At 58.6% G+C, this 14,398-nt stretch carries 10 protein-coding genes; 2 read left to right on the top strand and 8 right to left on the bottom strand.

Features of this window, described 5'->3' with window-relative positions; all coding sequences use genetic code 11:
• Nucleotides 1–17: 17 nt before the first annotated feature.
• From ADG881_RS16915 to ADG881_RS16880, 8 genes are all read right to left on the bottom strand, one after another.
• Nucleotides 18–2,105, bottom strand: coding sequence for a 3-hydroxyacyl-CoA dehydrogenase NAD-binding domain-containing protein (locus ADG881_RS16915; RefSeq protein ID WP_007151322.1), 2,088 nt, complete (start codon nt 2,103–2,105; stop codon nt 18–20).
• A gap of 212 nt (nt 2,106–2,317) precedes the next feature.
• Complete coding sequence (locus tag ADG881_RS16910; protein WP_007150163.1) at nt 2,318–3,502, bottom strand: ABC transporter substrate-binding protein; 1,185 nt, start codon at nt 3,500–3,502, stop codon at nt 2,318–2,320.
• A gap of 93 nt (nt 3,503–3,595) precedes the next feature.
• Complete coding sequence (locus ADG881_RS16905) at nt 3,596–4,303, bottom strand: ABC transporter ATP-binding protein (RefSeq protein WP_007150824.1); 708 nt, start codon at nt 4,301–4,303, stop codon at nt 3,596–3,598.
• On the bottom strand, nt 4,290–5,057 hold the full coding sequence (locus tag ADG881_RS16900; RefSeq protein WP_007149647.1) for an ABC transporter ATP-binding protein: 768 nt from the start codon (nt 5,055–5,057) through the stop codon (nt 4,290–4,292). Before ADG881_RS16900 ends, ADG881_RS16905 begins: the two co-directional genes overlap by 14 nt.
• Entirely contained in the window at nt 5,050–6,114 is a 1,065-nt protein-coding gene (locus tag ADG881_RS16895) for a branched-chain amino acid ABC transporter permease (protein WP_007149611.1), read from the bottom strand. Before ADG881_RS16895 ends, ADG881_RS16900 begins: the two co-directional genes overlap by 8 nt.
• Complete coding sequence (locus ADG881_RS16890) at nt 6,114–6,977, bottom strand: branched-chain amino acid ABC transporter permease (RefSeq protein WP_039927576.1); 864 nt, start codon at nt 6,975–6,977, stop codon at nt 6,114–6,116. The genes ADG881_RS16895 and ADG881_RS16890 overlap by 1 nt, the downstream gene beginning before the upstream one ends.
• A 194-nt stretch (nt 6,978–7,171) precedes the next feature.
• Nucleotides 7,172–8,851 (bottom strand): long-chain fatty acid--CoA ligase, encoded by a 1,680-nt coding sequence (locus ADG881_RS16885; RefSeq protein ID WP_007149717.1) that lies wholly within the window; start codon nt 8,849–8,851, stop codon nt 7,172–7,174.
• A gap of 332 nt (nt 8,852–9,183) precedes the next feature.
• Nucleotides 9,184–9,834: a TetR family transcriptional regulator gene (locus tag ADG881_RS16880; RefSeq protein WP_007149019.1), complete on the bottom strand. Its 651-nt coding sequence runs from the start codon at nt 9,832–9,834 to the stop codon at nt 9,184–9,186.
• A 176-nt stretch (nt 9,835–10,010) separates the two neighbouring features.
• On the opposite strand from ADG881_RS16880, the gene ADG881_RS16875 reads away from it, so the two are divergent.
• Entirely contained in the window at nt 10,011–11,231 is a 1,221-nt protein-coding gene (locus tag ADG881_RS16875) for an efflux RND transporter periplasmic adaptor subunit (RefSeq protein WP_007148556.1), read from the top strand.
• Between the two features lie 27 nt (nt 11,232–11,258).
• Complete coding sequence (locus ADG881_RS16870; protein WP_007151308.1) at nt 11,259–14,384, top strand: efflux RND transporter permease subunit; 3,126 nt, start codon at nt 11,259–11,261, stop codon at nt 14,382–14,384.
• Nucleotides 14,385–14,398: the final 14 nt, after the last annotated feature.

Raw genomic sequence — 14,398 nt, 5'->3', positions numbered from 1 at the left:
ATTACCTCAGCTAATGCTTATTTGCTGTAGAAGCCCTTGCCCTGCTCTGCCAGATCGCTAAGCAGCTTGGCAGGCTTCCAGACATCCGAGCCGGTTTGTTGATAGATCTCGTTCACTTTTTCGAAGATGGCTTTTACACCCACCTGATCTGCCCAGAACAGCACGCCACCCCGGTACACCGGGAAGCCGTAGCCGTAGATCCAGATGACGTCCACATCCAGTGGACGGGCAGCGATACCTTCTTCCAGGATTTTGGCGCCTTCGTTCACCATCACGTACATGCAACGCTCCAGAATTTCCTGGTCGCTGATCTCACGCGGGGTGATGCCGTTATTGCTGCGGTATTGTTCAATAATGCCGTCCACAGCAGTTGAAGGTACAGGGGTACGATCGCCGTCTTTATAGTCAAATACGCCGGCCTGGGTTTTCTGGCCCAGACGCCCCGCTTCCACCAGCTCGTCAGTCCAGTTACGTGCCGGACCATTGGCCGGATCTTCCTTGCGCAGCTCTTCACGAATGCGGTAACCCACATCCATGCCCGCCAGGTCAGACATGGCGAACGGCCCCATGGGAAAGCCCAGGTCGAACAATACCTTGTCCACCTGCTGGGGGCTGGCGCCTTCATTGACCAACTGTACCGCTTCCGCCTGACGGCGATGCAACATACGGTTGCCCACAAAGCCGTGGCACACACCGACCAGCACACCGACCTTGCCAATCCGGCGGCTCAGGTCCATCACCGTGGCGACCACCTCATCAGAGGTTTTCTCACCACGGACATTTTCCAGAAGTTTCATTACATTGGCAGGGCTGAAGAAATGCATGCCCATGACATCTTCCGGACGCTGCGTGAAGCTGGCGATACGATCCACGTCCAGCGTGGATGTATTGGTGGCGAGAATGGCACCGGGCTTGCACACCCGATCCAGTTCGCTGAACACGGCTTCTTTCACATCCATGTTCTCGAACACGGCTTCAATCACCAGGTCCACATCACTCAAATCATCGTAGCTCAAGGTGGGCTGAATCAGCGCCATGCGCTGTTCCACCTGCTCATCGGTGATACGGCCTTTTTTGGCGGTGTTTTCGTAGTTCTTGCGAATCACCGCCACACCGCGCTCCAGCGCGTCTTCCTTCACTTCCAGAAGGCGCACGGGAATGCCGGCATTGGCAAAGTTCATGGCGATACCGCCACCCATGGTTCCGGCACCGATCACCGCCACCTGATTGATCTCACGTTTGGGGGTGTTCTTGTCCAGGCCTGGTACCTTCGCCACTTCACGCTCGGCGAAGAACACATGACGCTGGGCCGCCGATTCCGGGGACACCAGCAATTCGAAGAACAGCTCACGCTCGCGCTCCACGCCTTTGTCGAACGGCAGCTCCACCGCCGCTTTCACCGCCTTGATGCAAGAAAATGGCGCCTTGAAACCGCGCTGTTTACGGGCGATGGATTGCTCGAACTGGTCGAACAAACCGTCCTGCGCATCCGGCACAGCCAGATCACGGAGTTTTCTCAGGGGGGCGTTATCGGCCAGCAATTGACGGGTATACGCCAGCGCGCCGTCCAGCAGATCACCGCTGACCATCTCATCAACCAACCCCAGCGACAGGGCCTCTTTGGCTTTCACCGGGTTACCCCCGACGACCATTTCCAGCGCTTTTTGCGCGCCCACCAGGCGCGGCAAACGCTGGGTACCGCCGGCACCGGGTAGCAACCCCAGCTTCACTTCCGGCAGGCCCAGCCGTGCGCTGTCCAGCGCCACCCGATAGTCACAGCCCAGCGCCACTTCAAGACCACCACCCAACGCAGTGCCGTGGATGGCCGCTACCACCAGCTTGTCGCTGGCTTCGTATTCGTCAATGACCGCCGGCAATGCCGGCTGCTGGGGGGGCTTGCCGAATTCACGGATATCGGCACCGGCCGGGAAGGTTTTGCCTTCACCGATCACCACCACCGCCCGAATCTGTTCATCTGCCAGCGCGTCACGCAGGCATTGCTGCAGGCCTTCACGTACGCCATGGCCCAGCGCATTGACCGGGGGATAATTGATGCGGATAACGCCAATGTCGCTATCGCGACTGAGGCTGACCGGGTTACTCATTGCGACTCTCCTCAGGACGTCCTTTCCAGTCTGCATCGCCGGTACGGCGTAAAAGGCAGCGCCAGCCCTGTTAACGGACCGCACTCGAAAGGATCAGATTCATACCAGTATAAGCAAAGACAAGCGGGTTTCAATTATTTCGGAATATAATTTCATTATTGAAAAGGGACCGAAAAACGGGGCGCCTGGCGCCCCGCTTTCGTGATAACGGCTTATTCAGCCAGCACTTCAGACATACGCTGCAATACCACTTCGCCATTTTTCACGGTCGCGATATTCGGATCAGCCATCATGCCGCCCTTGTCATCAATTGCCGTCACGCCGTAAGGGTTATTCTCCGGCTTCAGGCTCTTCAGCGCCGCGCTGAAAGCACCACGAATTGCCTCGGCATCTTCAACGGTACCGGCTTCCTGCATGGCCTGAACCACTGTGTGCAGAGCGAAGTAGTTATAGGCCACTTCAGTGGTAGGGTCCTTCTCCGCGTTCTGCTTGTGATACTTGGCCACAAACGCCTTGGCACCCGGCTCTTCATAAAGCGTCAGCGGCACCACGCCCACGGACCCTTCCAGCATTTTGTAGCCACCGATGATCTTGGACATTTCCCCCATCTTGGCCTGGTCCATAATCACGAAACCACCCTTGAAACCCAATTCACGGGCCTGTTTCGCCACCAGCGCGGTGGGTTCGGACGCACCACCAATGAACATCACATCCGGCTTCTCCGCCAGCACCTTGCTCACACCGGTGTAGAAATCAGCGGATTTGTTGTAGTCCATCGGGTTATCCGCCACCACTGTGCCGCCCATGGCTTCCCAGGTGGGAACAAAGGCTTTGGTCCAGTATTTGGCATAGTCGTGAGTGGCGTTGGCCACGGCCACTTTCTTGCCGTTTTCTTTCATGGCGATTTTGGTAAACGGCTTCATGTAACCGGTAAAGGTGGGCGGAATCCGTACGGTCAGCTCATTGCCTTTCTCCGTCACCGTGGGCACCGAGGTGTACGACATCACCACAAAACCATCGCGTTCGTTGAACGCTTGCAGCGCAAAGGTCCCGCCGGAGTGCGGAGTAAAAATCACCGGCGCATTGTACTGCTGCACCAGCCGCTTGCCGTTCACCGCTGCCTGACTGGGCGAATACTTGTCATCCAGCGACACCAGGTTGATCTCGTAGGTCTCGCCATCCACGGTGAAACCACCCGCTTCGTTGATTTCCTTTGCAGCCATCTGCAAACCTTCCAGGGTGTTCTGGCCGTATAACGCCGCACCACCACTCAAAGGCCCGGTGAAACCGATATTGACCTCTTCTGCTGCCTGCGCGCCTGTGGCTGCCAGGGCGATTGCGCTGGCGCAGGCCAAGCGACGAAAGCGATTAACCAGAGTCTGTTTTCCGTTACCCATGAAACTCTCCCGTTGTTGTTTTGCTCAAAACCGTGAGTCTTGTGTTGTAGCAATTGATTATGTTGTAGCGCACACGCTGCTACCGGATAACAATTACGCGCCGATATAGGCTTTGCGAATAGCTTCGTTACCCAGCATTGCGTCTTTATCACCCTCCATGACCAGGCGACCGTTTTCGATCACATAGGCACGGTGGGCAATCTTGAGTGCGGCGAACGCATTCTGCTCCGCCAGCAAAACCGTGGTGCCCTGTTCGTTGATGCCCTTGATGGTTTCAAACATCTGCTTGACCACCAGTGGCGCCAAACCCAACGAGGGCTCGTCCAGCAACAGCAGCTTGGGCCGGCCCATCATGGCGCGCCCGATGGCGACCATTTGCTGCTGGCCACCGCTGAGAGACCCGGCAGACTGATCCTTCTTTTCATCAAGAATCGGAAACAGTGTCAGCACGTCTTCCAGTGTCTTTTTAATGGCCGCCTTGTTGCGGCGATGTACATAGGCACCCAGCATCAGGTTTTTCAATACCGACATTTCCGGGAACAGCTTGCGCCCTTCCGGGCACTGCACCACCCCATTCTGCACCAGCCCCGACGGCTTCAGGCCGGTGACATCGGTGCCATCCAGAGTGATGGTGCCCGCCGATGGCTTGATCAGTCCGCTAATGGTATTGAACAAGGTACTCTTGCCTGCGCCATTGGCGCCCAGCAGCACCACCAGTTCGCCCTGCGCCACCGACATGGAGACCTGCTCCAGCGCCTTGAAGCTGCCGTAACGGGCTTCCACGTTTTTAAGCTGCAGCATCTTCATCACTCCCCAGATAGGCTTCGATCACCAACGGATTGTTTTTGACTTCATCCGGCGTGCCTTCGGCAATTTTTTCGCCATGGTCGATCACCATGATCTTGTCCGCCAGGCTCATGATCATGTCCATCTTGTGTTCAATCAGGCAGACGGTGACACCGTGGTCCACCATCTTGCGAATCAGGGCCGCCAGATTTTCAGTTTCTTCCGGGTTGATCCCGCCTGCAGGCTCATCCAGCAATACCAGCTCAGGATCTGTGGCCAGCGCCAGGGCAAACGCCACGCGCTTTTTTTCTTCCTGGCTGATATCCGCCGTAATGCGGTGACCGATGTGAGACAGGCCGACAAAATCCAGCACTTCCTGCGCCCGGGCACGACACTTTTTCTCTTCATCACGCAGGCGTTTGGAATTGATGATCACATCCCAAAGGCGGGACTGGGTGCGCAGACGGTGCCCCACAATCAGGTTGTCCAGCACCGTGGACTGATCGAACAGCATGGTGGTCTGGAAAGTGCGCGCAATGCCCAGCCGGGCAATGCGATCACAGGCCATGCCGGTAATGTCCATGCCCTGGTATTCAATGCGCCCTTCGGTGGGCGCCATGGCACCGGCCACCAGATTGAAGAAGGTGCTCTTGCCTGCCCCATTGGGACCGATGATGGCGTTGATCTTGTTGGCTTCGAATTCGATGCTGACGTTATTGACCGCCGCCAGCCCACCGAAACGCTTGGTAAGGTTATGAATCTTAAGCATGGTTACCGGCCTCCTGCGTGGATGCTGCCGAGGGCTTGTTGGACGACGCATTGCTGGCCGCCTTCTCTTTCGTCTGGCTGGCATCGTGCGCCGCCGCAAGGCGACGACCGCGCCAGGACAGGAAGGAACCCACTACCCCTTTCGGGAAGAAGATCACCAGCACCACCAGCATCGGCCCGAACACGATCATCCGGTACTCTTCCAGGAACTGCAGTGACTGGGTCAGCCAGGTAATCGCCAGGGTGCCCAGCAGCGGGCCCATCAGGGTGCCGATGCCGCCGACCAACAGGTAGGTAATCATGTCGAAGGTGTGTGTCACCTCGGCTTCCGCCGGGCCGATGAAACGCACCATGCCGGCATACAGCGCACCCGCCACACTGGCGTAGGTGGTAGACAGCACAAACGCCAGCACCTTGTTACGCATCAGGTTGATCCCCAGCGACGCCGCCAGATCATCACTGATACGAATGGCCAGGAAGGTCCGCCCCAACAGGGAATGCGCGATCCGCGATGCCAGCCAGATGGACAGCACCATGAACGCCAACGCCAGATAATAGAACGGGGTAGTCTCGGTGAAGTCCACCAGCCCGAAGCCACTCGGCGCAGGGATATTGATAATCCCCAGAGCACCGTGGGTCAGCTCTTCCCACTTATCCAGCAACAGATAAATGATAAAGCCCACGCACAGGGTGAAAATGGCGAAGTAGTGTTCTTTCAGGCGCAGGGAGATCACCCCCACCAGAAAACCGAGGATAGCGCCCACGGCCCCTGCCGCGATAAACGCCGGCCAGAAAGCCCAGCCATTATCCACAGTGAGAATCGCCAGGGTGTAGGCCCCGATGGCAAAGAAACCACCGTGGGCCAGATTCAACTGACCACACAGGCCGGTGATGATGTTCATGCCGTACACGGCAATGGCCCAGACAAACGCCAGTGCCATCACGTAGATCTGGTACTCGTTGCCCGCCACAAAGGGGAACAGCAACGCCGCCACGATCATTACGATTTTCATCGCCGGGGTCATGAAGAAATTGGAAATCTTGGTCAGGGCGTTCATCAGTGGACCCCCTTGCTGAACAGGCCAGTCGGCTTGATGGAGAGAATCACCACGAGCAGCGCAAACGCGATGATGTCCTTGTAATCGGTGGAGATATAAAAACCACCGAACGCTTCGGCAAAGCCGATGATCAGGCCGCCAACAATGGCACCGGGAATGGAGCCCATGCCACCGAGGATGATGATCACAAACGCTTTCATGATCAGCAGATGCCCCATGGCCGGGTAGACCAGGTTGATCGGCGCAAACAGGGTCGCACCCACCGCCGCCAGTGCCCCGGAAATGGCAAAGGTCATCATCGCCACCCGGTTGGCATCAATGCCGACCAGAAAGGCGCCCTCACGGTTCTGGGCCATGGCCACGATGGTGGAGCCAGTCATGGTTTTCTTCAGGAACAGATGCAATACCGCCATCAGTGAAAACGCACCGGCAATAATCAGCACCCGCTGAGCCGGAATGGTCATGCCGGCAATATCCAGAATCTCGGTATAGGGGGTCGGCATGCGGCGGAACTCGGCGCCCCACTGCATCTGCACCAGCGCTTCCAGAAACAGCATGATGCCGATAGCCGCAATTTTGTCGTGAATTGGGGGCGCATCGCGTAACGGGTTGAACACCAGCCGTTCGCACAGAACCGCCAGCGCCGCCACCGCTACAGCAGCCAACAGCATGGCCACCCAGTAGTTCACACCGAAGTCGACCATGGTGATATACGAGACATAGGCGCCGACCATATACAGCGCCCCGTGAGCAAAATTCGGTACGTGCAAAATGCCGTACACCAGCGTCAGCCCCAGGGCGACCAGCCCGTAGATGCTGCCCAGCGTCAGGCCATTGAGCACTTGTTGAAAGAACAGTTCCAAGGCAAAGCCTCCTGTTTGGGAGAAACCCGCCGGCGACATGACGCCATTCCCTCGCGGTTACAGACCACGTAAGGCACCGGTTTCTCGTTTTGCGTTGTTATTCAGCTCCGCGGAGTAGCGCTTCCGCTTATTTGTTTATGCTGGAGCTGACTCGGCCTGCCCACCATTAGACAGACCGCTATGGGCAAGCGCCGTTACGACGCCTGCTGTGCTTTCTGGCTTTCCCACTCCTGTTCCTGCAGGGCTCGCCACATCACTTTGCCGGTGGGCGAACGGGGAAGCTCATCGCGGAACTCCACCACATTCGGAACCTTGTAGGCCGCCATTTCCTCTTTGCACCAATCGATGACGGCCTGCTCGGTGAGCGTGCCCTTCATGTCAGCACTCAGAACCACACACGCCTTCACACTTTCACCGCGGCGCTCGTGGGGGGTGGAAATCACACAGCTTTCCTGGATCGCCGGATGGCGGTACATCAGGCTTTCCACTTCCGCCGGCCACACCTTGAAGCCGGACGCATTGATCATGCGTTTGACCCGATCGACGATGAAGAAGTAGCCCTCTTCGTCGATGTACCCCAAGTCACCGGTGCGGAAGAAGCGTTTTCCATCCAGTTCGATAAACGCTTTTTGCGTTTCCTGCGGACGCTTCCAGTACCCCTGGAACACTTGCGGACCATGGGTAACGATCTCGCCCACTTCACCGGGCGCCAGTTCCTTGCCGCTTTCCACATCAATGATGCGCGAATCGATATCGAATACCGGAATACCCAGGCACTGGGACTTGGGGCGGTCGGTGGGGTTGATGTGGGTGCCGGCAATGGTTTCGGACAGGCCATAGCCTTCCATGTAACGCAGGCCGGTAAGCTTGAAGAGTTTGTCGGACACCGCCGCCGGCATGGCTGCCCCGCCGCCACCGATATTTTCCAGCGACGACAGGTCGTAGTTTTCCACTTCCGGATCGGACAGCAGATCGATGGCCATGGTGACAATGTTCACCCAGCGACTCACCTGATAGCGCTCGATCAGCTTGGCCGCCACCCGGCGGTCCCAGCGCGTCATCAACACCACCAGCGAACCACAGTAAATCGGTGAGTTCATGGAGCCCTGCATGCCGGTCACATGAAAATACGGCAGCGTGGCCAGGGTGACGGACTCGGTGGTGCCATGGCTCCACACCGCCCCCTGCACGCAGGTGGCCATCACCGACGCATGGGTATGCATGCAACCCTTGGGTGCACCGGTGGTCCCCGAGCTGTAGGGGAAGACCGCCAGATCGTCCGGGCCGACCAGCAATTCGCTGGGCTGCCTGGCAGCGGCGATAACGTCCTTCCAGGCCAGGTGTGCCGGATCGGTCAGCGCAACCGCAGGCGTTTCCACCTCCGGCGGCAGGGGCAGGTCCGTGTCGCGGACGATGTAATCGTTGTAGGCCGCCACAATCACATGGCGCAGGTTCACCATGCCCACCACCGGCGCAATCGCTGACAGCAACTCCTGGCCACAGATCGCCACAGATGCCTCGGTATCTTCCAGGTAGTGCTCCAGCTCTGCCGCCCGGTTCATGGGGTTCACCGGCACCACAATGGCGTTGGCCCGCAGGATGGCGTAATAGCTGATAGTGAACTGGGGGGCGTTCTGCATGAACAGCAGCACCCGGTCGCCCTTCTCCACCCCCAGTGACTGCAGGTAACCCGCCAGGGCATCCACCTGCTCCTTCAACTGGGAAAACGTGATGGGGCTATCGTAATAATTGATCGCGTCCCGCTGTGGGTAACGCAGTGCAGACACCTCCAGATTGGTATAGAGGCTGGTCTGCGGCAGGCTCAGATGCTTGGGAATATTCTCTGGCCAGACCGCATGATGCCGATCAGACATGACTTACTCTCCCGAATGCAGCCCTACAGGGCCGCTTTTATTGTTGATGCCCGGAAAAAGCGGGCAAAACCGACAAGATCCGGCTAGCGCAGCCTGCTTATCGGTGAATACAAAGTGTTGACTCGCCGGTCAATCTGACACGGCCCACGGAGAGCGTCAATACTATTTTGGAACTACGTTTTGTTTTTTGAAAACAAATATAACAAAGGGAAAAAGCGGGAAGGCAGGGAAGAGGACCAAGAACATACCACCGGGTATGCCCAAGGCACACACCGGCTATCGGAAATTCGGACAAGTATTTTATTGGTGGGAAAGCGTGGCACCACGCCCCGTCAGGCCGGGGCTTCAGCCCCGCCGAGCAGGAAGGGGGAATGCTGCAGGCTGAACAGAAAGGTATCCACATAATCCGGCGCAGACTCCGCCAGATCGAAGCCCGATGGCTCCAGCAGCCAGTGCATAATCAGCCCGGTTAGCAGGCTGTGCAGCATGGTCACCGCACGACTAACGTCTAACCCGGCAGGCAACTGCCCTCTGGCCATGGCATTGCGGAACGTGGTGGCCAGCCCGTCGGACGCGTCATTGCACGCATCCTGCTGACGATGCAGCAGATCCAGGTTCTCACCACTGAATTCGCACTTCTGGAACATGATCTCGAATACCCGCCGCTGTGACGGGTCCCGTGCCACTTGCTGCAACAAATAGACCATAAACTCGCGCAGACGGCCCAACGGATCCATTTCGTCATTCGCCTCCGCCCTTTGGGCCAGGGCCTCAAAGGGCAAACGCCGACGGTCCGCCATGGCCACAAACACATCGTGTTTGTTCTTGAAGTGCCAGTAAATTGCCCCTCGTGTCACGCCCGCCTCACTGGCAATATCATTCAATGAGGCGGACAACACACCCTTGCGGTGGAATACCTGCTCAGCCGCATCCAGAATCCGGGTACGGGTTTCCATCGCTTCTGCCTTGGTGCGCCTGACCATAGGAGGCTCCCAAATGGAATTAAGGTTTTTTTGTGCAAGTTGGCCTACAGGCCTATACATACATTGTCGAATGTATATACTGAACCTGATTCAATTTTCATGCAAGCGTCACTGGTCCGTCTGCACGGGACCGGTCTGTGGCGTGCTTTAGCGTGTTTCCAAGCACTGAGGTGATTATGCGCAGCGGTTTCATTCTCCCCCTGATGGCAGGCGCACTCGTCCTGCAGCTTAGCGGCTGCGGCGATGCCGGCCAGCCCGGTCAACAACAACAGCAAGCCCCCAAAGCCGGTTTCGTCACGGTAAAAGCCGAAACCATCACCCTGAATCGGGAGTTACCCGGGCGTACCACTGCGCATCAGATTGCCGAAGTGCGGCCCCAGGTCAGCGGCGTCATCGAGAAGCGCTTGTTCGAGGAAGGCCAGGAAGTGGAAGCCGGCCAACCGCTGTACAAGATCGACTCGCGCACCTATCAGGCCGCCGTGGCCACAGCCAAGGCCGAGCTGGCACGCTCCCAGGCAACGTTGAAGTCCAACGACCTGCGCGCCAAGCGCTTCAAGAAGCTGCTGGATTACAAAGCAGTGAGCCAGCAGGAGTACGACGAAGCGCAGGCCCAGCTGGATGAGAACAAGGCCGCTGTGGCAGCCGCTCGCGCCAACCTGCAAAGTGCCCAGATCAACCTGGACTACGCCACCATCGAAGCGCCCATTAGTGGCCGCATTGGTCGCTCCAGCGTCACCGCAGGTGCCCTGGTCACGGCGAATCAGGCCAACACGCTGGCCACCATTCGTCAGCTGGATCCGATCTACGTGGACCTGACCCAGTCCAGCAATGAGCTGCGCCAGCTTCGTCAGGCCATGCAAGCCGGTGAGCTGCAGCAAGTCAGCGAGGATGAAGCCCGCATCACCCTGATTCTGGAAGACGGTTCTCATTACCAGGAACCCGGCGTTTTGCAATTTTCCGAATTTGCCGTGGATGAAAGCACCGGTTCAGTGACATTGCGCGCCCTGTTCCCGAACCCGGAAAGCGATCTGCTGCCCGGCATGTTTGTGCGCGGTCGCCTGCCGGAAGGCCAGCGCGAAGATGCCATTCTGGTGCCCCAGAAAGGCATCACCCGCGATCCCACAGGCCAGGCCTATGCCATGCTGATCGACAGCAATGATCAGGCCAAGAAGGTGAAGGTCAGCACCGAACGGGCAGTGAAAAGCCAATGGCTGATCGCTGATGGCCTGAAAGACGGCGACCGGCTGATTATCGACGGCCTGCAACGCATTCAGCCCGGCGCTCCGGTCACTCCGGTAGACACCGAGAATGGCGACAACACAGGCGAAGCCGCCCCGCAAGCACAGCCCCAGTCCCCCGCCGAGAACACCGGCGAGGCACAAAGCGCAGCGCAATAACGCGCAACGACGAGAAACGGGATTCCCATGGCCAGATTTTTTATTGACCGTCCAATTTTCGCCTGGGTTATCGCCATCATCATGATGATGGCCGGTGCCCTGGCCATTTACACCCTGCCCATTGAGCAGTACCCCACCGTTGCGCCACCACAGGTGTCCATTGCCGGTAACTACCCCGGCGCCTCGGCGAAAACCGTGGAAGACTCGGTCACCCAGGTGATCGAGCAGCAAATGAACGGGATCGACAACCTGCTGTACATGAGCTCCAGCAGTGACTCCTTCGGTAACGCCGCGGTGAACCTGACCTTCGCCCCCGGCACCGACCCGGATATCGCCCAGGTACAGGTGCAGAACAAACTGCAACTGGCGACCCCGCTGCTGCCCCAGGAAGTACAGCAGCAGGGCATGCAGGTCACCAAATCCTCTGACTCCTTCCTCATGGTGGCGGCCTTCACCTCCGAGGATGGCAGCCTGTCACGGGCAGACCTGGCCGATTATATTGCCTCCAACGTCCAGGACCCGGTCAGCCGCGTACCGGGCGTGGGCCAGATCCAGTTGTTCGGCTCCCCCTACGCCATGCGTATCTGGCTGGACCCGAACAAACTGAACAAGTTTGATCTGACTCCCCAGGACATCACCCAGACCATCCAGGTGCAGAACAATCAGGTGGCCAGTGGCCAGCTGGGCGGCGCGCCGGCCGTGGAAGGCCAGCAACTGAACGCCACCATCATCGCCCAGACCCGTCTGGAAGACGTGGACCAGTTCAAGAACATCCTGCTGAAAGTGAACCCGGATGGCTCCCAGGTCTTCCTGAAAGACGTGGCCCGGGTGGAACTGGCGGCCCAGAACTACGATGTGCAGGGCCGCTATAACGGCCAGCCCGCCGCCGGCCTGGCCATCAACCTGGCCACCGGCGCCAATGCCCTGGACACCGCCGAGGCCCTGCGTGCCCGTCTGGCAGAGCTGGAACCCTACTTCCCCGACAAGATGGAAATGGTGTTCCCCTACGACACCACGCCCTTCGTGAGCATCTCCATCGAGGAAGTGGTGCACACCCTGTTCGAGGCCATCATCCTGGTCTTCCTGGTGATGTACCTGTTCCTGCAGAACTTCCGCGCCACCCTGATCCCTACCCTGGCGGTCCCGGTGGTATTGCTGGGCACCTTCGCCGTGCTGGCTGCCTTCGGCTTCTCCATCAATACCCTGACCATGTTCGGCATGGTGCTGGCCATTGGCCTGCTGGTGGATGACGCCATCGTGGTGGTGGAAAACGTGGAACGGGTGATGCACGAGGAAGGCCTCCCGCCCAAGGAGGCCACCCGCAAATCCATGGGCCAGATCACTGGCGCCCTGGTGGGCATCGCCCTGGTGCTGTCGGCGGTATTCATTCCCATGGCGTTCTTCCCCGGGTCCACCGGTGCCATTTACCGCCAGTTCTCCATCACCATCGTGTCGGCCATGGTGCTGTCCGTGCTGGTGGCCATGATCCTGACCCCGGCATTGTGTGCCACCATGCTCAAGGCCAAGGACAGCGAACACCAGACCGATCACGGCTTCTTTGGCTGGTTCAACCGCACCTTCGACCGTGGCACTCGCCGTTACCAGGGCAGCGTGGAAAAAATCCTCGGCCGCCGGGGCCGCTACCTGTTCATCTATGTGATCATCGTCGGCGTGCTTGGCTTCAGCTTTATGCGGTTGCCCTCCAGCTTCCTGCCGGAAGAAGATCAGGGGATCCTGTTCACCCTGGTGACCCTGCCCGCCGGTTCCACTCAGGAACAGACCGTAGACGTGCTGAAAAAGATGGAGGACTACTATCTCAACGAAGAGTCCTCTGCCGTGGATGGTCTGTTCACCGTGGCCGGCTTCAGTTTCACCGGCCAGGGCCAGAACGCCGGCATGGCGTTCGTGAACCTGAAAGACTGGTCGGAACGGGACCTGTCCGTGGACGGCGCCAACAATGTAGTTGGCCGCGCCATGGGCTACTTCTCGACCATTCGTGAAGCCATGATGTTTGCCCTGAATCCGCCCTCGATTCCCGAGCTGGGCAATGCCAGCGGCTTCGATTTCCAGCTGCTGGACCAGTCCGGCCAGGGCCATGAGGCCTTGATTCAGGCGCGTAACCAGATGCTCGGCATGGCCGCCCAGGACCCGCGCCTGGCCGGTGTGCGCCCCAACGGCCTGGAAGACAGCCCGCAATACCAGATCGACATTGACCAGCAGAAAGCCAAGGCACTGGGCCTGTCCATCAGTGACATCAACAACACCCTGCAGATTGCCTGGGGCTCCAGCTACGTGAACAACTTCGTGGACCGGGGCCGGGTGAAACGGGTGTATGTACAAGCCGATGCGCCCTACCGGATGCTGCCCGAAAACGTCAACGACTGGTTCGTGCGTAATAACCAGGGCGAAATGGTGCCCTTCTCGACCTTCGCCACCGGCCACTGGACCTATGGCTCGCCCAAGCTGGAGCGTTACAACGGCGTATCCTCGGTGAACATTCAGGGCAACGCGGCACCCGGCTACAGTACCGGTGACGCCATGGATGCCATGGAAGAACTGTCTGCCAAGCTGCCCGCCGGCTTCGGTTTCGAATGGACCGGCATGTCTTACCAGGAGCGTCAGTCCGGTGACCAGGCCCCGGCCTTGTACATCATCTCCCTGCTGGTGGTATTCCTCTGTCTGGCCGCCCTGTACGAAAGCTGGTCCATCCCGTTCGCGGTCATGCTGGTGGTGCCACTGGGTATCCTGGGTGCGGTACTGGCTGCCACCTTCCGTGACCTGAACAACGACGTCTTCTTCCAGGTGGGGCTGTTGACCACCATCGGGCTCTCGGCAAAAAACGCCATTCTGATTGCGGAATTCGCGCTGGAGCTGGAGCAGAAAGGCGAGCACTTGCTCAAGGCCACACTGGAAGCGGTACGCATGCGGCTACGCCCGATTTTGATGACCTCACTGGCCTTCATGCTCGGTGTAACCCCGCTGATGATCAGTACCGGCGCCGGCGCCGGCGCCCGAAACGCCATCGGCACCGGGGTATTCGGCGGCATGCTCACCGCCACCGTCCTCGCCATCTTCTTCATTCCGTTGTTCTACGTGGCGGTGCGCAAATTGTCCGGCGTGCCCCTCGACGGCAAGAAGAAAGGCAAAGAGTAAGTCCAAGCGGAGTA

The organism is Alcanivorax sp. DG881 (assembly GCF_000155615.1).
Lineage (GTDB): Bacteria > Pseudomonadota > Gammaproteobacteria > Pseudomonadales > Alcanivoracaceae > Alcanivorax.
The sequence above is the reverse complement of the archived record's forward strand: the minus strand, read 5'-3'. Positions and strand labels throughout refer to the sequence as shown.

Coding starts and splice junctions, on each gene's coding strand:
- ADG881_RS16900 (WP_007149647.1), bottom strand. CDS start 5,057: ATGCTTAAGATTCATAACCTTACCAAGCGTTTCGGTGGGCTGGCGGCG.
- ADG881_RS16915 (WP_007151322.1), bottom strand. CDS start 2,105: ATGAGTAACCCGGTCAGCCTCAGTCGCGATAGCGACATTGGCGTTATC.
- ADG881_RS16895 (WP_007149611.1), bottom strand. CDS start 6,114: ATGAACGCCCTGACCAAGATTTCCAATTTCTTCATGACCCCGGCGATG.
- ADG881_RS16875 (WP_007148556.1), top strand. CDS start 10,011: ATGCGCAGCGGTTTCATTCTCCCCCTGATGGCAGGCGCACTCGTCCTG.
- ADG881_RS16885 (WP_007149717.1), bottom strand. CDS start 8,851: ATGTCTGATCGGCATCATGCGGTCTGGCCAGAGAATATTCCCAAGCAT.
- ADG881_RS16880 (WP_007149019.1), bottom strand. CDS start 9,834: ATGGTCAGGCGCACCAAGGCAGAAGCGATGGAAACCCGTACCCGGATT.
- ADG881_RS16905 (WP_007150824.1), bottom strand. CDS start 4,303: ATGCTGCAGCTTAAAAACGTGGAAGCCCGTTACGGCAGCTTCAAGGCG.
- ADG881_RS16910 (WP_007150163.1), bottom strand. CDS start 3,502: ATGGGTAACGGAAAACAGACTCTGGTTAATCGCTTTCGTCGCTTGGCC.
- ADG881_RS16870 (WP_007151308.1), top strand. CDS start 11,259: ATGGCCAGATTTTTTATTGACCGTCCAATTTTCGCCTGGGTTATCGCC.